Below are 17,303 nucleotides of genomic sequence, written 5' to 3' on the forward strand. Positions count from 1 at the left end.
ATATCCCGAAAAACTCAGGTCGCTAATTTCCGTATGGTCGATGGAAATATTATCGGGAAAAGCAGCAAAGCAATCTTAAATGCTATAAACAGCCCAATATGAGATTGCCATGACAGGTTAATCTATATATTATTTTTACTCAATTGGATAATCGCCGACAAAAACCTGCTCTGCCGGGCCGGTCATATATAGGTGATTATCCGCCGCCCACTCTATATCCAGTGCCCCGGCGTACAGGTGCACCCTAACATTTCTGCCGGTATATCCGTTAAGCACCGCCGCCACCGCTGTGGCGCAGGCACCGGTGCCGCAGGCCATTGTGGGTCCGGCGCCGCGTTCCCAAACCCGCATGCGCACCTCTTTATCATTTAAAACCTGGACAAACTCCACATTGGTTTTACGGGGAAAAACCGGATGCGTTTCCACACCTGTGCCCCAATTCCCAAGAGGTACCGCATCAACCTCCGGCACGAAAATTACGCAATGGGGATTACCCATGGATACCGTGGTAATATTGAAAACATCGCCGCCAACCGCCAGAGGTTCATTGACTACCCGGCCCGCCGGTCCGGTCATGGGGATTTGCTCCCTTTCCAAAGACGGAGTGCCCATATCCACCCGCACCGCCTTAATAGCATCATTTTCCATGACCAGCTCGGGCACGATGATGCCCGCCCCCGTTTCCACGGCCATTTTAGTTTTGCGCACTATTCCCCGCTCATAAGCATATTTAGCCACGCAGCGAATAGCGTTGCCGCACATTTCCGCCTCGCTGCCATCGGAATTAATTATCTGCATAGCCATGTCGGCCTCTTTACCCGGTTTTATCAGCACCAGCCCGTCCGCGCCCACCCCGAAATGGCGGTGGCAAACCTTTACGGCCAGCCCGGCTAAATCCGCGGGTAAATTTTTCTCCTCGTTTACGTTGACCAGAACAAAATCGTTGCCCAATCCATGCACTTTAGTAAAAAGCAAAACTATATTTCCTCCCCCGACATTTTTCTCCCGTATATTTTATACTATACTTCCCTACCAGTCTAATCTTTCCTGCCAATTATTTTTCATGTATACAGGATATCTTTTTAGAACAACCGGTTTATCAACAGTAAACAACGTACTCATATAACCGCACGATCCGCTAATAAAAAGCCCTTGAAGTCAATGAAACTCCAAGGGCTTTGTGTCAAGCTTTAGAATTATACCTTCAGGTAAGTCACTCTTTCCCGCAGCCGATTGCCCACTTGTCCCTTTAGGGCACCGGCTATGGCAGGCAATAGAGCCACGCCGATAACGGTCAGCCATTGATGCAGACTGAGCGGCACTGTGTGAAAGATGGGTTGCAAAAATGGCAGATAATTAACTCCCGTCTGCAGCCCGGCGGAAATTAGCACCGCCCATACCAGATGCGGGTTGGAGGTTACTCCCAGTTCCCGAATGCTCAGATGTTCCGACCGGCAGGAGAACACATAAAACAGCTGTAAAAACACCAATGTGTTAAACGCCATGGTACGGGCCAGATCCAGGTTATACCCATCAGCGTAAGCCAAACCGAAAACAGCCAGGGTTAACACAGCGATAACCGTGCCGCTGCCGACAATTCTCCAGCCCAGTCCGTGGGAGAACACGCTCTCCTGTGGGTTCCGAGGCGGACGGCGCATAATATCACGATCAATGGGGTCAAGCCCCAGCGCCATGGCGGGCAAACCGTCGGTAACCAGGTTCATCCACAGTATTTGAATGGGTAAAAGCGGCAGCGGCATGCCTCCAAGCACGGCCAGCAACATAACCAACACTTCTCCCACATTGCAGGAAAGCAGGTAACGAATAAATTTGCGGATGTTATCGTAAATACCCCGTCCTTCTTCCACCGCTGCCACAATAGAGGTGAAATTATCGTCCATAAGCACCATTGCCGACGCCTCCCTGGTGACATCGGTACCCGTTATGCCCATGGCAATGCCAATATCCGCCTCTTTTACAGCGGGAGCGTCATTGACCCCGTCGCCCGTCATGGCCACCACATGCCCTTTGCCTTTCAACGCCCTGACTATCCGCAGCTTATGTCTGGGCGAAACCCGGGCATAAACGCGTACATCCTCCGCCACACCGGCCAGTTCCGCATCACTCATTTGCTCCAGCTGTTCCCCCGTGAGCACCCGGCTATCCCAGCCGGCTATGCCCATTTCACGGGCTACGGCCCGGGCGGTTAGCTGGTGGTCACCGGTAATCATAGCCACCCGGATACCGGCCCGCCGACAGGTGTGAACCGCGCTGATGGCCGAAGGCCGGGGCGGATCGATCATACCGGCCAGCCCTACAAAAACCAGATTACGCTCAACATCTTTCGCATCAGCCTGTTCGGCATTAAACCCAACCGGCAGCTCGCGATAAGCCAGTCCCAGTACACGCAGAGCGTTTTCCGCCATAGAGGAATTGGCTTTCATAACAGCGGTCCGTGTACGGTTGTCCAATGCCACCGGGCGACCCTCCCGCAAGTAGTGGGTGCACAATTCCAGCACCACGTCGGGCGCCCCTTTGACCAGGGATTCAATTTTTCCGGCTCCTTTGTATATAACCGTCATACGTTTGCGTTCCGAATCAAAGGGTATCTCCGCCAGGCGCCGCGCCTTTTTTTCCAAACGCTCCCGCCAGAAACCCGCCTTAGCCGCCAGTACCAGCAGCGCCCCTTCGGTGGGATCGCCCGCAATATGCCATGATGTATCTTTACCCTGTCTCGTCTTTCTAAACAAACCACCAATAGAAATGTCATCCTTATATAAGGTGGCATTATTGCATAAGGCTGCCAGGCTCATTAGTTTGTCAAAATCAGGCCCCTCATGCGCACTTTCACCTGTAAACTTACCCTTGGGGTCGTAGCCTTCCCCACTTACCTCTAATTCCCGGCCGGCCAGGTATACTCGGCGCACGGTCATTTCATTTTGCGTCAGGGTACCGGTTTTATCGGAACAAATAAATGTGGCACAGCCCAGTGTTTCCACGGCGGGCAAGCGTCTTATGATGGCATGTTTTCTAATCATGCGCTGCACCCCGACAGCCAAAGCTACAGTCACTATGGCCGGCAGCCCCTCGGGAATAGCCGCCACCGCCAGGCTGACACCGGTAAGAAACATCTGGTAAACTGCCTCACCGCGCAGTACACCCGCCACAACCACCATGGCGCACACAGCCAGGCAAAAAAGCACCAGCCCGCGACCCAACTGGGCCAGCCTTTTCTGCAGCGGCGTAGGCTCCTGTTCGGCTTCCTGTATCATGCCGGCAATTTGTCCCATTTCCGTAGCCATACCCGTGGCCACCACAATACCCTGGCCACGGCCTCTGGTCAGCGCCGTACCCATGAACACCATGTTGCCGGCATCCGCCGGGCCCGCTGTTTTTTCCAGCGCGCGAGTATGTTTGCGCACAGGTGTGGATTCCCCCGTTAAAACAGCTTCCACGGCTTCCAGATCCACTGTCCGGGTTAGGCGAATATCCGCCGGTACCCGATCGCCCGCCTCCAGTAAAACTATATCCCCCGGCACAAGCTCGGCAGCGGGTATTTTTCTTTCCATGCGATTTCGAATCACTCTGGCCTCAGGGGAAGCCAATTCCCTGAGCGCCTCCATGGAACGCTCGGCCCGATATTCCTGCGCCACCCCCAATACGGCATTGAGCAATACAATAATAGAAATGGTAACGGCATCGGACCATTCCCCCAAAAAGCCGCTTACAGCTGTGGCTGCCAGCAGGACTAAAACCATAAAATCCTTAAACTGATTTAATAACATCTGCCACATGGCTACACCGGGGCCCCTTTCCAGCATGTTGGGGCCTACTCTTTCCAACCGGCTGCGGGCTTCGCCGTCAACTAAACCCTTGGTTGTATTCACTTCTAAGCGCAGAGCCGTTTCTTCGGCACTAAGCGTTTGCCAAATATCGGGCATGTCCTCACCTCTTGCAGTTTATTTCCATAATTATCTAATAGCATATTCAAGCACCCGGAAAAAATTACTACAAGTTTGGACATACTCTTAATTTGTTAAACAACTGTCCGTTAATAATGAAAGCTTTCTATTTTACCAACCCCCGAGGTTGTAAAAAATTTACCACACCTTTTAAGCGATTGTTTCCGGCCCCGCCCAACAACCCAAATCATTTATTTAGTTACAACAGCACTCATGAAAATGGTTTTTCACTCACTATTCTCCGCAGAGATTACAGAGCGTCTCGCATCCAAAGACCGTTTGACCCTCTTTAAGCCCCGGTGTTATACTGTTAACGTTAAAGATATTAACTTAGAACCAAAGCCGGAGGTAACCGCCATGCCCTTTGACGGTCTTTTTTTATACAATGTATGCCACGAGTTAAACGATAATTTGCGTCAGGGACGCATTGAAAAAATTTATCAGCCCGCCCGGGAGGAGATAGTTTTAATTATTAGCAAGCCCGGGGGCAAATACCGCTTAATCATCAATGCAAACGCTCAAAACGCCCGGTTACACCTCACCGGGAAGTCCGCGCCCAATCCTACCGCCCCCCCCATGTTTTGCATGTTACTGCGCAAACACCTGGAGGGCGGTAAAATAAGCGGCTTCCTTCAGTCCGGCTTAGACCGGGTATTGAATATACAGGTGGACTGCCGCGATGAACTGGGCCGCCCGGCCGTTAAATCACTGATTTGTGAAATAATGGGCCGCCACAGCAACATCATACTGGTATCGCGACCGGACAACACTATACTGGATGGCATAAGGCGGTACGGCCACGCCGTCAGCCGCCACCGGGAAGTGTTACCCGGTCAGCCCTATATACCCCCGCCCGAGCCACAGAAGGTCAACCCGCTGATGGTTTCGGAGGAGGATTTCCGAGAAGCCGTCATGAACGGCCAACTGGAAGACAATCTGGCTGTAGCCCTGCAAAAATCTCTGGATGGGCTGAGCATTCCCACCTGCCGAGAGATCATCAAGCTGGCGGGCCTGGAGCCCAATATCCTTTTAAACTACTGCGGCGAACACGAACTGCGCACCCTCTGGCAAACCTGGCAACCTCTGGCTTCCGACGCCCGGAAACAAAAGCTGCAATCCGTGCTGGTATGCAACTGCGATGGCGAACCCGTAGATTTTTTCCCACTTCCCGTGGTTAAGAATGAGAAATTCACCTACACGAAAGCCCGGGCCAATGATACAGTTGATGCTTTTTTCTCCCATAAGATAATACGGGAAATCATAAACAAACAAAGAAGTCAGTTGCTGAGCATTATCAATAAGGAAGCCAAGCGCATACAAAAGAAACTGGCACTGCAGAGAAAAAGTGTTGCCGAAGCCGGGGAATCCGACCGGTTGCGTTTATACGGTGAGCTCCTCACAGCCAATATTTATCGCCTGGAGCGGGGCATGCAGGGTATTGAGCTGGAAAACTATCATGATCCGGAGGCTAAAACGGTAGTTATACCGCTCGATAAATCGCTTTCCGCCTCAGAGAACGTACAGTCTTACTTCAAAAAATATAACAAGGCTAATAAAACCAAAAAGGCGGCCGGACAAATGGCCCGGCTGAGCGAAGAGGAACTGCAATATTTGGATAGTGTTAAAGCAGCATTGGAAATAGCTGAAAATATGGATGACCTGAATGAAATAAGACAGGAACTGACTAAACAGGGGTACATCAAAAAAACAGCTGTGCAGCCCGGCAAAAAACGCGAAAAAGATACCCCGCAGAAGATCAAGCCGCTGCAATATGTTTCCGGTGATGGTTTTATCGTGCTGGTCGGTAAAAATAACCGCCAAAACGACACCTTAACTTTAAAAACAGCCGAGGACAGCGATATCTGGCTGCATACCAGCAAAATACCGGGCTCTCACGTCATCATTCGCACCAAAGGCCGGGAGGTACCCGAAAAAACTCTGCTGGAAGCGGCTACTCTGGCGGCTTACTTCAGCCGGGCCAGAGAATCCACCAATGTACCCGTAGATTACACACTGCGCAAACACGTAAAAAAACCCAATGGAGCCAAGCCCGGCTACGTAATTTATGAAAAGCAAAAGACTGTTTTCGTTAACCCGCAACCCAATGCCATGCAGCAAGCAGAGCGGGAATGACAAAGCATGCTTTTCCTCCTTAACCGCATATAGACAACTATTTTACACATTGATTTCTTATTCATTCCACAGTTTTGCCACATTTACAGGTTATAATTGAAAAGACAAAGGAGGAGATACGATGAAGAAAAAAATAGGGATCGCTATAGCGACATTATCACTGGCAGCTGCCATGGCCGTGCCCGCCTTTGCGGACAGCGCGGCCGACGCCAAGGCCTGGTTTGACCAGCGGTTTGCCGCCAAGGAAGCAGCTGTGGAACAAGCCGTGGAATCCGGTCGCATAACTGCTGAGCAGGGAGAAGCCATGAAGCAGCACTTCGACCAAATGTACGAACTCCATGAGCAAAACGGTTTTACCTGCCCGTACGGAACTCCTGGCCAGGGACCGGGCTTTGGCCACGGCGGCAGAGGCTTTTGCGGTGGAAACGGCATGGGCTTCGGCGCCGGCGCCCAGCAGCAATAAAGACAAGTGGGGACGGTTCTTGCTTTTGCCAAACCTTACATGGCAAGCAAGAAAACCGTCCCTCTTTTTTTACATATTTCCTCTACCTTAATACATTAGCAATCATTTTGAACAATCATTTTACTTTTTGGCGTAGCGGTCAAAGTAACGGCTGACTACAATTCGTGTATTCTCGCCGCCATGAGCCGGTAAAAAGAGTCTGCATTTGGTGTTTAATAGCTTTTGCCAGGAATTTAACAGCAGTTTCGGATTATCAACAAACAGCGGGTAAATATTGCCACTTATGCCATGAACCATGGCGTCCCCAACCAAAGCGATTTCCTCATCGACAATGATACTTACGGAACCCAACGTATGGCCGGGCGTATGCATTGCACAGGGTTACAGAATCGGGCAACAAAGAGTCCGGTTCAAGTAAGTGAAAAAATTATGATATAATCCCTTCAGAATAAAAAACTGGAGGGATTCTTGTGATAGAATTAGCACAAGACACTAAAACGTCTATGGTTAACCTTACCACTGTTTGAATTATTCTTCTACCATTTATGAAAGGAAACAATATGATGAATGATTTGATTAAAAAATATAAACATAAGATTATGCCTCGGGAAAAAAGTGTCGAAGAACTGATAGACTACTTAAGACATAAAACTGATATTGTGGAAATAGCCACAACAGCACTGCCGGAATCATATGTAAAACTTATGATATTTAATATTATTCATTGTTTGCGGAATGAAAAATTTGCTATACCTGCCCATGAATTCAATTTTGTCGCATATAAGATTATAAGAAACCATAGAAGCAATCCATATTATCAGCATGACTATGCACATCTTTCCGACGTTCAAGGGGACGACTTCATTTTTGTTATCTTTGAAACAAAAACAGGAGTTATCCATTGCAATAGTAGTAAATTGATGTTGGAATTACGTATTGAACAAGGTGTTAGCCAATATGATTACGACAATGAAACTCTTTTATTTGTCGATTATCTATCATCTTTAGAACAGTATTCTAATGGAGATTATTAACCGCAAAGTAAATCAAGTCAGTCTGTGGTAAATGCTTCGTCAACCGCAGCGTACGGATTGCCCGCACTGTTTTTCCCGCTAACTTCACATCAAGGGTTATGTGCCTATGTGCCTTATATTGCACCGGCAGCACTTTCGGACTGTCCCCACACTGTGGTCAACGGTAACCAGCGATATATTTGGAAGGGTCTTTTCCTGATGGGTGTGTTGATTAATGTTAAAGAAGTTGCTTAGCACAATAAATAGTCACCGTATTTATATATTAAACTTCTTTTGTGCTCTCATTGCTATTGTGATAACTAAAATCATTTGGGGCTTTTACCACAAAACTCTCTTTTCCAGGGAATACCTGGAATGGTCTCTCGTATTAATTGTTTTCTATATTATATCCTTTGTTTTTTTCTTTAGCTTCAAGAAAAAGTAAGCTAGTTATAATGCATTTTCAAATTTAACAGTGTCTGGAAACGAAGTGGGCCACGGATATTAACGAAAAAGTTTAATGTTTGGGGCTGGCTTGCGCCGTTTCCCAAGTAAGGCTGTCACTTGTTTGCCAAGTCCATATTATTGCCCGCATAATTAATTCAACAGCCAACCTATTGGAAAAAACAGGCGCCATAAAAAGCCGAACAAATAACACCTGGGAATGGGATATAGGGAAAATGGGGTTCCTTGGGGGAATGGGTCTGTGAAAATTTTCTGGAAAGGTTGCTGGATTGCTATTTTTACTATGTATACCCCTTGGTCTTATGGCTATTTTCGCAGTTGAGCAAGGTCAAATACAAATACAAGACTTTGGTGATATTTTAGGAATCCTTATATGGTCTTTTCTTTTTTACTCCATAGCCTTAACCGTGGCAGGGCTTTTTTGCCGATCTTCAAGAACAATATATTTAGCAGGCGGACTATCACTATTATTAGCAGTTTTCACCGCGTGGTCAATAGGCAAATTTGTGCTTATATGGAGTTGTATACAAATTTTGATTGCAGTTATTTTAAGTTCAGCTAATCAAAAAGAAATTTAGCACACCCTGGCATTCCATGCTAAAAGAGTGTGTTCAAAAAGCTTCAGGGTTTACTAATTACGGAGCTATTGGTATTACGATTACACATATCTTAAAATGGAGTTATACTTGGATTTATAAAATTAGATAGTATATATAAGGTAGATGACAATTAACACTAGCTGGATATATCATATTGCCGTTATTTTGCCGTTATTTTGCCGTTATTTTGCCGTTAGGCTATACTGTCGCCCTTTTTTAGATGAGTTACTTACTATCAGCCATCCATTATTTTTTATAATATTGCAAAATTTCGCAATTCAATATAATCTATATTAAACAAGCTAATGCCATCCTGCTCTAATAAATATCGTTATTATCCAAATTTTTAAACATACTGTTAATTATGCATAACATTGACCGACTGTCGGTTTGACTTGCTTTTTACCAACTGAATATTAAAAATAAAGGAGTGTTCGAATGGATAAAATCTGGTTAAAAAAAAGTTGGCCTAAGGACGTGCCCCAAAAGCTTGCATACAGGCTTGGCGTTAAGCCGTTATATGAATATCTGCGTGCTAATGCCAAGGACATACCGAATAACATTGCCTACATTTATTATGGCCAAGAGATTACCTGGAAAGAACTTGACCGGTATTCCGACAGCATTGCCAATTTCCTTTTATCAAAAGGTATTACCAAAGGCGATAGGGTTGCAATTTTTATGCAAAATTGTCCTCAATACATTATTGCGCATTATGCAATTCAAAAAATTGGAGCCATCGTGGGTCCCGCCAGCCCAATGTTTAAAAAATGGGAATTGGAGTATGAAGTAAACGACATGGGGGCAAGAGCAATCTTCACAACAGATGATCTATATCCTATTGTAGCTGACATTTTAGAAAAGACAACACTGGAGCAAGTGATCCTTTCCAATTATGCTGATTTTGCGCCAAATCAACCGACTATACCATTTCCCAAAGAATTAATACATGAAAAAATAAATTACCCCAACACCTATGATCTAAAGGAATTGACAAGCCTTTATAAACCTGAAGTCCCGCCTCTGCAAGTTAATATCTGGGACGATATAGCATTGATGGTTTACACTTCAGGCAGTACCGGCAGGCCCAAAGGTGCAATGCTAACTCACGGAAACGCTTTATTTAAAACTGCGGCCAGTTACCAAGGCAACAGAATGTCTGCTCATGACATATTTCTTGTCACAAACCCAATTTTCCATATTGCGGGGATGGTTATGGGGGTTAATATTCCCATATACGGTGCTAACGCCACCATACTTCTAACAAGGTATGATCCAGAGGCGGTTATTACAGCAATAGAAAAATATAACTGCAGCAAGTGGTATAGTATTGTGCCAATGAACGTTGGTATTTTACGCTATCCCGGTATTGAAAAAAGAAATCTGAACTCTCTGAACACTAATATCACTACCAGTTTCGGTATTGCCTTAACTGAAGAAATAAGCAATGCCTGGGCGCAGTTAACCGGCGGATGCTTACTTTATGAAGCTTCCTACGGACTCAGTGAAACTCATACCTGTGACACCTTTATGCCCTGGGACAAAATAAGCTACAACAATTGCGGAATTCCCACTTTTGAAACTGATATAAGGATAACTGATCCTGAAACCGGCAATGAACTTCCAACCGGCCAAATGGGTGAAATACTTATTAAAAGCCCCGGGGTATTTAAAGGTTATTGGAATAACTTTGAGAGTACACAAAAAACATTACGTGACGGTTGGGTGTATACAGGTGATATGGGTATGATTGACGAGGAAGGTTATCTTTATTTTAACGGCAGACTTAAAGAAATGATCAAGTGTTCAGGCTACAGCGTTTTTCCTGAGGATGTTGAAGTATTATTGCTTAAACATGCGGCGATTGCACAAGTAGCGGCAATTGGGATTCCTGACCCAAACCGCGGTGAAAGTGTTAAAGCATTTATAGTACTCAAAGAGGAATATAAATGTAAAATAACCCCGGAAGAAATTATCCAGTGGTCCAAGGAACATATGGCTGCCTATAAATACCCTCGATATGTTGAGTTTATGGATAATTTGCCTACATCCGGCACAGGCAAAGTGCTGCGCCGAATGTTAAAGGAAAAATAAATATAAGTTAACTAAACGTTTATAAAAACAGATCCGCACGAATAAGGCGGATTTGTTAATTTATAAACCATATTAAGTTGACGTCCCAGCCAATTAATAATTAAGTCATGCGATAGCATAAATTGTTTTCTCATACTTTAGCTATTTTCTTGCCATATTCCATAGCGTCATTTTGTGAATTGCCATCAGGATTCCACTGATTTCTAAAGCCTTCACCAATAACCTCAAAGCCTGCATTTTCCATTAAATTATTAATTACTTTCGTTGATTCCCCACTCCAGCCGTAACAGCCAAATGCCGCTGCTTTTTTATTTGTGAATTTTAGCTCCTTCATTAAATGAATAAATCCTGCTACTGAGTGTAGAATGCTTCTTGAAATGGTTGGTGAACCTATAACAACGGTTTTTGATTTGAAGACTTCGGTAATCAGGTCGTTCTCATCACTTTTGGCCAGGTTGAAAACTTTTACCATCACATCTGAATCTACCAAACCGATCCCTTCAGCTATTTTTTCGGCCAATATTTTTGTGCCATTCCACATCGTATCGTAAATAATGGTGATTTGATTCTCTTGATAGTCATTTGCCCACTGGGAATATTTTTCAACAATCTGCATGGGGTTTTCTCTCCAGATAACACCATGACTTGTTGCGATCATATCAATTTGTAAGTTTAAGGAGATGACTTCAGCAAGCTTTTTCCTTAATATTTGGCTAAAAGGCGTTAAAATATTTGCGTAGTATTTTATAGATTCGTTTGCTAGATCACATTGATCTACCAAATCATTAAATAGTTTTTCGGTTGCGTAATGCTGTCCAAAGGCATCATTACTGAATAAGATATTATCTTTCGTTAAATACGTCGCCATACTGTCCGGCCAATGCAGCATCGGCATTTCAACAAATACCAACTCTTTGCCGTTTCCGATATCCAGTTTATCTCCGGTTTTTACTACATGAAAATCCCATTCTTGATGATACTGTCCACTTAAAGATTTAATGGCATTGGCGGTACAATAAATCGGTTTGTCAGGAATATGCTTCATCAACGCAGGTAGTGCCCCGCTATGATCAACTTCTCCGTGATTTGCCACGATATAATCAATTTCATTTAAATCGATTTCTTTAGCTAAATTCTCAACAAATTCCTCCGCAAATGGAGCCCAGACCGTATCAATCAGAATAGTCTTTTCTTCTTGTATCAAGTACGAATTATATGTGGAGCCTTTATGAGTCGAATACTCATCACCATGAAACTTCTGCAGTTCCCAGTCTACTTTACCTACCCAAGATACATTGTTTTTTATTTCCTTTTTCAATTTATGTTCACAACCTTTCTTTATTATTATTCGTCGCATAACCTTGCGGCTTAGCTTACACTCCCCAGCACCAACCCCTTAAGATCACTTAACCCCCTGGTGCATATTATTATTTGATTATAGTTTACCTTTCCGGCATACTCAACAATTTCATAGCCCGGATCACCTGTGCTTTTTCATAAAGCGCTCCCCTTAGATTTAACAAGATTTAACAAAGTTATTCATTTAAAGTGTTGTCATAACCAGTTAAACAGATAGTGTTTACCGAACTGGTTATACCTTCTTCCGTGTTGGCGATGCAAAATTTTGATAAACGAATTACAGATAAATAACGTAAATTAAAATTGCAAGCACTATACGATAAAAAGCAAATGGAACTAATTTAATGCGATTGATTAATTGCAGAAAGAATCTTATAGAAAGCAGTGCAAATAAAAAAGCGCTAATAAAACCTACAATAAAAAACGGAAGAGCATCTATGGTAAAATACTGCCAGTTCTTAATGAGAGATAATCCACTTGCCCCCAGCATCACCGGTACAGCCATGATAAAAGTAAAATCAGCCGCCGCACGGTGACTCATACCAAGCAAGACACCACCCGAAATGGTAGATCCGGAACGGGAAAAACCCGGCCATAATCCTATACACTGAAACAATCCCATACCGATGGCTTGCTTATAGGTCATTTGATCTACCGTTTCCACCTTGGGCGCCTTCGGGCGATACCAATCGGCTATAAGCATGAGCAATGCTCCCACTACAAGACCGATAATAACTGTTTGAACAGAAAATAAATATTTATCGATATAATCCTCAAACAAGAACCCCAGCACGGCGGCAGGAATTAAACCCACAACAACATGTTTTAAACTTAACCTTTTAGTGCGTTGATCAACAAGAACATACCTTTTTAAACCTAGCAAGTCTATAAATCTATCTTTAAAAACAACAACTACAGCTAAAATAGAGCCCAGCTGGATAACCACTTTAAATGTATTGGCGGTTGATGCCGAAAATAATTCCTTTGAATGGAGTAAAATATCATCCACAATAATCATGTGACCGGTGGACGAAACTGGGGCAAACTCCGTTAAACCTTCTACAACACCTAAAATAAATGCGACAAATAAAACCCATATATTCATTAGCTAATTCTCCTATTTATCATGACTCCGGTAACTTCCCGGCGCCGGCGTTAATCAATGATAACATTATAGCCTACATCAAATAAATAGCAACCTTTAATAGCTCACCGATAACCGCCGCTACAGATACAAAGAATAGACCCCTGCCTGTTCATATTAAAAGGGCAGGGGTCTATATCACTGTAGTAGGCAAGTAATTTTTCATGCAATACCTCCGTAATTCTGTTACTTAGCCGGGCGCAGCGCAATCACTTTTTTATGCTCTTTGCATCCGCCATACCTATCAACAGAATGCTCTTCTTTAAGCAAGTCGGCGCGCAGCATTTCTGCTTCGTATAGTGGTGTTTCCAAGTTTTTCTCCATCCATCTGGTCAGCCTGTCAAAAGTTTTCATACTAAACACCTCACGTTATATTGGAAATCATTTGTTATATTTAATTGTTATTTTACTCCCACTCACACAAGACCAAAATCTTTTACCGCCGAATTACCATAATATCAAGGCGAAAGTTTCACAAACCCATTAATCATCATTATAGCCATTTATCTTTGTATTAATCATGGTTTTATACCGGCCGGCACGTTTATCAGCCTGGCTTTAATTGACTATTTATAGAACATAGCATTAGCTATCTTCCTGCTCAATATGAGGCAGGTAAGCTGTTTCATATAAGCACAGGCCGGTTAAACCATCCGACCTGTACAGATAAAAGTCACCGGTGATGTTAAATTAGTCAAATGCGAATGTCCGGCCAGCAACGAAATCCTTTATTTTAGCGGACTGCGGTATAAGATGGTCATGGCACGCACTTTGCACATTAATTTACATTAGAAAAAAGTTATCTTTGTCAAGGAGGCTCCGGGCCATGAAAAAAAACGCTAATTTATATTCCTGGATGGTTAAAAACTTTGAAGAACCTTTACTTCAGGCTGAAATATACAGAGCGGACCTTTTGAAATGTGCTGACAACGAAAATTGTTCCCTTAGTTTGATTGCCGTATTAGCAGCATTAGTCATGCCTATAATAATAGTGGCAGCCAGTATGTTAAAGATAAAATACCCTTTTTTATAAACATCAGGCAACAGGAGGAGGGAGCCCAAAATGACTGATAGGGAATTCGTTTCTACATTTGTTCAACAAAAGGAACGCTTTATCAGCCAAAACATGCCCAGGGGCATCAACTGCAAAACCCTGGACCTGTTTGAAAGCTGGTTAATGGAACGTCTTTCATCAGCCAAAGGCGAAAAATCAGCACCAGTATCCCCCAAAACAGAACTGCCTGCTCTGCTGGACCAGGCTATCGAAAAGGCTGACACTCTACTGCAAAAGAAAGATATTCGTATTAAACGTATTTCTTTAAACGTACTGGGTAATAAATCAAAGACGCGCTGCATCAAGGTTTACCCATTTGATAATCTTTATTACCGCATATGTAAAACTTCCCCCCGCAAGGGTAAACATAAAGGTGAAAATTTGATCGCTATTGAGCTGATAATGGATGGCAATAAAAATAATATTTTTGTTCCCATGGCCGCTGAAAAGGATAATATAGAAAATCAATTAGGCATAGCTGTGGAAAGAGAAAGGCCATCTATTGAGGCAACCGGCAAATACAGGCTTAAAGTACTGTTTAATCTTGATGAAAAGAGCAAGCAAGAAATAGCCGGGCAACTTGGCATTGCCCTGGCCGATTTCGTTTGTATTACCAACCGCTATTTACAAAAAATTAAACGTTTTAGTAAAAGTAATCATCCATAACCGTGAAAACATCCATAGTGCGTACAATGCCCACCGGTTTTCCTTGTCTCAGCACAGGCATCGAATTAACCCCGTGCTTTAAGAGGGCCAGGGCCACATCCAAAACCGGAGCCTGATAATCTACAGTAAATAACGCCAAAGGACGCATTACATCCTTAACTCTTATTTTAGTTTCTTTACGCATAGCATTAATATAATACCAGCCCCAGGATTCCGCTTTAATTTGCGGGTCATTATCCAATTCTTTAAGACCCGCGGCCCTGAGCAATCCGCGCATGGTCAGCATGCCCACCAAATGGCCGCCCCTCCCCAGCACCAGCACACTCCGATGGCCGTGCCAAGCGCCTCCTTTACTGTGCATGGCCTGTTGCAGCGCCTTGATCGCCTCATACAAGGTAGCATTTTCCTCAATTGTCACGTAGTCTTCGATAGGCAGCATGATATCAGCCGCGGCTTTATTTTGCAAAGCTATCCCCCCACTTAATCCAGCATTTCACCTACCACCCAGAATAAATCAATGGGGCGCACCATACCTACCATACGTTCTTTATCCATAACAGGCAGCAGGTTAACGTTCTTCCTCACCATTATTTGCACCGCTTCAAAGACACTGCTTTGTCTATTTAAAGCAGCTGTCTTGATAGGACGCATGATATCCCTGACCACAATCTGCATGTTATCGTTAAACTTATTGGGGAAAAACAGACCTATAGCATCGCTCTTCAATAAATGATCCTGAATCTGCTGCAATTGGAAAGCGCGCAATAGCCCCCGCAAAGTCAGCAGCCCCACCAATTTATCCCTGCTGTTCAGCACCAGGGCCGCCTGGAACCCAAACCACGTTCCGTCCAAAATATGCATAAACCGGCGCATCGTATCTATAGCCTCGGCAACAATATCAGCTTCGCGCACTACAGGGCAATCATTTATGGGTACCATGATCTGATCCACCGTCTTGTTATAATAAGACAAGGCAAAAACCCCCGTTAATCAATTATCCCCAATTCTTTCATCTTAGCGTAGAGAGAACTCCGGTTCATTTTTAACGCCTGGGCAGTGGCCGAGCGATTCCAATTATTATCTTCCAACGCCTTTAGAATAACTTCCCGCTCCACCTCGGCCACAATTTCCTTCAGGGAATCACCCTGCAGTTCACCCAGCCAGTCGATGCGCCGGCTGCTTTTCCTGAGGCCTAACGGCAAATCCTCCACCGTAAGCAGCGGTCCGCTGGACATTAGCACCGCCCGCTCACAAATATTTTTTAGCTCTCTGATATTGCCCGGCCAATCATAAGCTTCAAGCAGGTCTATAGCCTCCCGGGAAAAACCGGTTATCGTCTTGCCGTGTTCCAGGCTGGTATTTTTTATGATATGTTCCACCAGGGCAGGGATGTCCTGTTTACGTTCCCTGAGAGGGGGCAGCATAATATCCACCACATTAATCCGGTAATATAGGTCTTCCCTGAATGTACCTTCCTCTATGGACCTTTCCAGGTCTTTATTGGTTGCAGCCACAATCCTTACGTCCACCTGAATGGTTTCGGTGCCGCCAACACGTTCAAATTCCCTTTCCTGAAGCACGCGCAGTATTTTAGCCTGAGTGCCCGCGGACATTTCACCGATTTCATCCAAAAATATGGTGCCCTTATGAGCTATTTCAAACTTGCCCTGTTTTGCCGCCACTGCTCCGGTAAAAGCACCCTTTTCATGTCCGAACAATTCACTCTCCAGTAAGTTTTCGGGAATGGACGCACAGTTGATTTTTACAAAATTTCTGTCTTTGCGCACGCTGTTAAAATGAATGGCTCTGGCCACCAGTTCCTTCCCCGTACCGCTTTCTCCTCTGATTAATACCGTCGCATTACTGTTGGCCACCCGCCCGATGGTCTTATAAATACTTTGCATGGCCGGTGACAGACCGATCATCATGTTTTCATTTATATCGCCTTGGCAGTCACTTTGGTTATGCCTGAAACGGCGAATCATTTCCCTCACTTCCACCGCTTTTCCGAGAGCATCCAATACCTCATTAACTTTAAGCGGTTTCATGAGATAGTCAAAGGCGCCCAGCTTCATGGCCTCAATGGTGGTTTCCGTGGAACCGTAGGCAGTCATGATAATCACCGGCACGTTCCGGCCCCGCTGATTGATAATTTCCAGTGCCCGGATGCCGTTCATTTCCGGCATTTTAATATCCAGCAGTACCGCGTCCGGATCCAGGCGATCAATCAATTCCAAGCCTTCAAGCCCATTGGAAGCGCATTCCACCCGGTAGCCGCTGTCCTCCAGTATATCGCGCAGAGCTTCCTGCACACTCCGCTCATCATCAACAACCAGAACTAATTTTGACAA

Annotated in this window: 15 protein-coding genes and 1 pseudogene; 6 read left to right on the top strand and 10 right to left on the bottom strand. The window is 44.7% G+C overall.

Translation table 11 applies throughout. The annotated features are described in order from the left end of the window. Positions 1 to 135: 135 nt before the first annotated feature. Together dapF and ABDB91_RS11950 are read right to left on the bottom strand one after the other, a co-directional pair. On the bottom strand, positions 136 to 975 hold the full coding sequence (dapF, locus tag ABDB91_RS11945) for a diaminopimelate epimerase (protein ID WP_347487942.1): 840 nt from the start codon (positions 973 to 975) through the stop codon (positions 136 to 138). A 221-nt stretch (positions 976 to 1,196) separates the two neighbouring features. Next, positions 1,197 to 3,941 carry a calcium-translocating P-type ATPase, SERCA-type gene (locus tag ABDB91_RS11950; protein ID WP_347487943.1) on the bottom strand — a complete coding sequence of 915 codons (2,745 nt, stop codon included), beginning with the start codon at positions 3,939 to 3,941 and terminating at the stop codon, positions 1,197 to 1,199. 378 nt (positions 3,942 to 4,319) lie between these two features. Here ABDB91_RS11950 and ABDB91_RS11955 point away from each other — a divergent pair, with 378 nt between their 5' ends. Both ABDB91_RS11955 and ABDB91_RS11960 read left to right on the top strand, forming a co-directional pair. Next, positions 4,320 to 6,095 carry an NFACT RNA binding domain-containing protein gene (locus ABDB91_RS11955; protein ID WP_347487944.1) on the top strand — a complete coding sequence of 592 codons (1,776 nt, stop codon included), beginning with the start codon at positions 4,320 to 4,322 and terminating at the stop codon, positions 6,093 to 6,095. 121 nt (positions 6,096 to 6,216) lie between these two features. Then, a complete protein-coding gene (locus ABDB91_RS11960) occupies positions 6,217 to 6,558 on the top strand; it encodes a DUF2680 domain-containing protein (RefSeq protein WP_347487945.1) in 342 nt (113 codons plus the stop codon). Positions 6,559 to 6,678: 120 nt separating this feature from the next. On the opposite strand, the gene ABDB91_RS11965 is transcribed toward ABDB91_RS11960, so the two are convergent. Next, a complete protein-coding gene (locus tag ABDB91_RS11965; protein ID WP_347487946.1) occupies positions 6,679 to 6,909 on the bottom strand; it encodes a hypothetical protein in 231 nt (76 codons plus the stop codon). 209 nt (positions 6,910 to 7,118) lie between these two features. Between ABDB91_RS11965 and ABDB91_RS11970 the strand changes: the two genes are divergently transcribed. Further along, positions 7,119 to 7,592, top strand: a complete 474-nt coding sequence (locus ABDB91_RS11970) for a hypothetical protein (RefSeq protein ID WP_347487947.1) — start codon at positions 7,119 to 7,121, stop codon at positions 7,590 to 7,592. A gap of 1,481 nt (positions 7,593 to 9,073) precedes the next feature. Continuing rightward, complete coding sequence (locus tag ABDB91_RS11975; RefSeq protein WP_347487948.1) at positions 9,074 to 10,729, top strand: AMP-binding protein; 1,656 nt, start codon at positions 9,074 to 9,076, stop codon at positions 10,727 to 10,729. Between the two features lie 130 nt (positions 10,730 to 10,859). Here the strand turns inward: ABDB91_RS11975 and ABDB91_RS11980 are convergent, their stop codons facing one another. The 4 genes and pseudogenes from ABDB91_RS11980 to ABDB91_RS11995 all read right to left on the bottom strand — a co-directional run bounded on the left by ABDB91_RS11980 (position 10,860) and on the right by ABDB91_RS11995 (position 13,586). Further along, a complete protein-coding gene (locus tag ABDB91_RS11980) occupies positions 10,860 to 12,047 on the bottom strand; it encodes an anaerobic nitric oxide reductase flavorubredoxin (RefSeq protein ID WP_347487949.1) in 1,188 nt (395 codons plus the stop codon). A gap of 50 nt (positions 12,048 to 12,097) precedes the next feature. Beyond that, positions 12,098 to 12,205 (bottom strand): annotated as a pseudogene (locus ABDB91_RS11985) (universal stress protein); the annotation flags it as partial. Between the two features lie 160 nt (positions 12,206 to 12,365). After that, positions 12,366 to 13,193: an undecaprenyl-diphosphate phosphatase gene (locus ABDB91_RS11990; protein WP_347487950.1), complete on the bottom strand. Its 828-nt coding sequence runs from the start codon at positions 13,191 to 13,193 to the stop codon at positions 12,366 to 12,368. 225 nt (positions 13,194 to 13,418) lie between these two features. Continuing rightward, on the bottom strand, positions 13,419 to 13,586 hold the full coding sequence (locus ABDB91_RS11995) for a hypothetical protein (RefSeq protein WP_347487951.1): 168 nt from the start codon (positions 13,584 to 13,586) through the stop codon (positions 13,419 to 13,421). A 472-nt stretch (positions 13,587 to 14,058) separates the two neighbouring features. Between ABDB91_RS11995 and ABDB91_RS12000 the strand changes: the two genes are divergently transcribed. Both ABDB91_RS12000 and ABDB91_RS12005 read left to right on the top strand, forming a co-directional pair. Then, a complete protein-coding gene (locus ABDB91_RS12000; RefSeq protein ID WP_347487952.1) occupies positions 14,059 to 14,265 on the top strand; it encodes a hypothetical protein in 207 nt (68 codons plus the stop codon). A 30-nt stretch (positions 14,266 to 14,295) separates the two neighbouring features. Further along, positions 14,296 to 14,952 carry a hypothetical protein gene (locus ABDB91_RS12005; protein WP_347487953.1) on the top strand — a complete coding sequence of 219 codons (657 nt, stop codon included), beginning with the start codon at positions 14,296 to 14,298 and terminating at the stop codon, positions 14,950 to 14,952. On the opposite strand, the gene ABDB91_RS12010 is transcribed toward ABDB91_RS12005, so the two are convergent. The 3 genes from ABDB91_RS12010 to ABDB91_RS12020 are packed head-to-tail and all read right to left on the bottom strand — an operon-like array spanning position 14,930 to position 17,303. Continuing rightward, positions 14,930 to 15,418: a CBS domain-containing protein gene (locus ABDB91_RS12010; RefSeq protein WP_347487954.1), complete on the bottom strand. Its 489-nt coding sequence runs from the start codon at positions 15,416 to 15,418 to the stop codon at positions 14,930 to 14,932. The two genes, ABDB91_RS12005 and ABDB91_RS12010, sit on opposite strands and share 23 nt — an antisense overlap. Before the next feature lie 14 nt (positions 15,419 to 15,432). After that, positions 15,433 to 15,924 (bottom strand): CBS domain-containing protein, encoded by a 492-nt coding sequence (locus tag ABDB91_RS12015; protein WP_347487955.1) that lies wholly within the window; start codon positions 15,922 to 15,924, stop codon positions 15,433 to 15,435. Positions 15,925 to 15,938: 14 nt separating this feature from the next. Further along, positions 15,939 to 17,303 carry a sigma-54 dependent transcriptional regulator gene (locus ABDB91_RS12020; protein WP_347487956.1) on the bottom strand — a complete coding sequence of 455 codons (1,365 nt, stop codon included), beginning with the start codon at positions 17,301 to 17,303 and terminating at the stop codon, positions 15,939 to 15,941.

The organism is Desulfoscipio sp. XC116 (genome assembly GCF_039851975.1).
Classification (GTDB): Bacteria; Bacillota; Desulfotomaculia; order Desulfotomaculales; family Desulfallaceae; genus Sporotomaculum.

What these genes read in the sequence shown, in the direction of transcription:
- ABDB91_RS11960 (WP_347487945.1), top strand. Translation starts at nt 6,217, where the DNA reads ATGAAGAAAAAAATAGGGATCGCTATAGCGACATTATCACTGGCAGCT.
- ABDB91_RS11975 (WP_347487948.1), top strand. Translation starts at nt 9,074, where the DNA reads ATGGATAAAATCTGGTTAAAAAAAAGTTGGCCTAAGGACGTGCCCCAA.
- ABDB91_RS11955 (WP_347487944.1), top strand. Translation starts at nt 4,320, where the DNA reads ATGCCCTTTGACGGTCTTTTTTTATACAATGTATGCCACGAGTTAAAC.
- ABDB91_RS11995 (WP_347487951.1), bottom strand. Translation starts at nt 13,586, where the DNA reads ATGAAAACTTTTGACAGGCTGACCAGATGGATGGAGAAAAACTTGGAA.
- ABDB91_RS12005 (WP_347487953.1), top strand. Translation starts at nt 14,296, where the DNA reads ATGACTGATAGGGAATTCGTTTCTACATTTGTTCAACAAAAGGAACGC.
- ABDB91_RS11970 (WP_347487947.1), top strand. Translation starts at nt 7,119, where the DNA reads ATGATGAATGATTTGATTAAAAAATATAAACATAAGATTATGCCTCGG.
- ABDB91_RS11990 (WP_347487950.1), bottom strand. Translation starts at nt 13,193, where the DNA reads ATGAATATATGGGTTTTATTTGTCGCATTTATTTTAGGTGTTGTAGAA.
- ABDB91_RS12000 (WP_347487952.1), top strand. Translation starts at nt 14,059, where the DNA reads ATGAAAAAAAACGCTAATTTATATTCCTGGATGGTTAAAAACTTTGAA.
- ABDB91_RS11950 (WP_347487943.1), bottom strand. Translation starts at nt 3,941, where the DNA reads ATGCCCGATATTTGGCAAACGCTTAGTGCCGAAGAAACGGCTCTGCGC.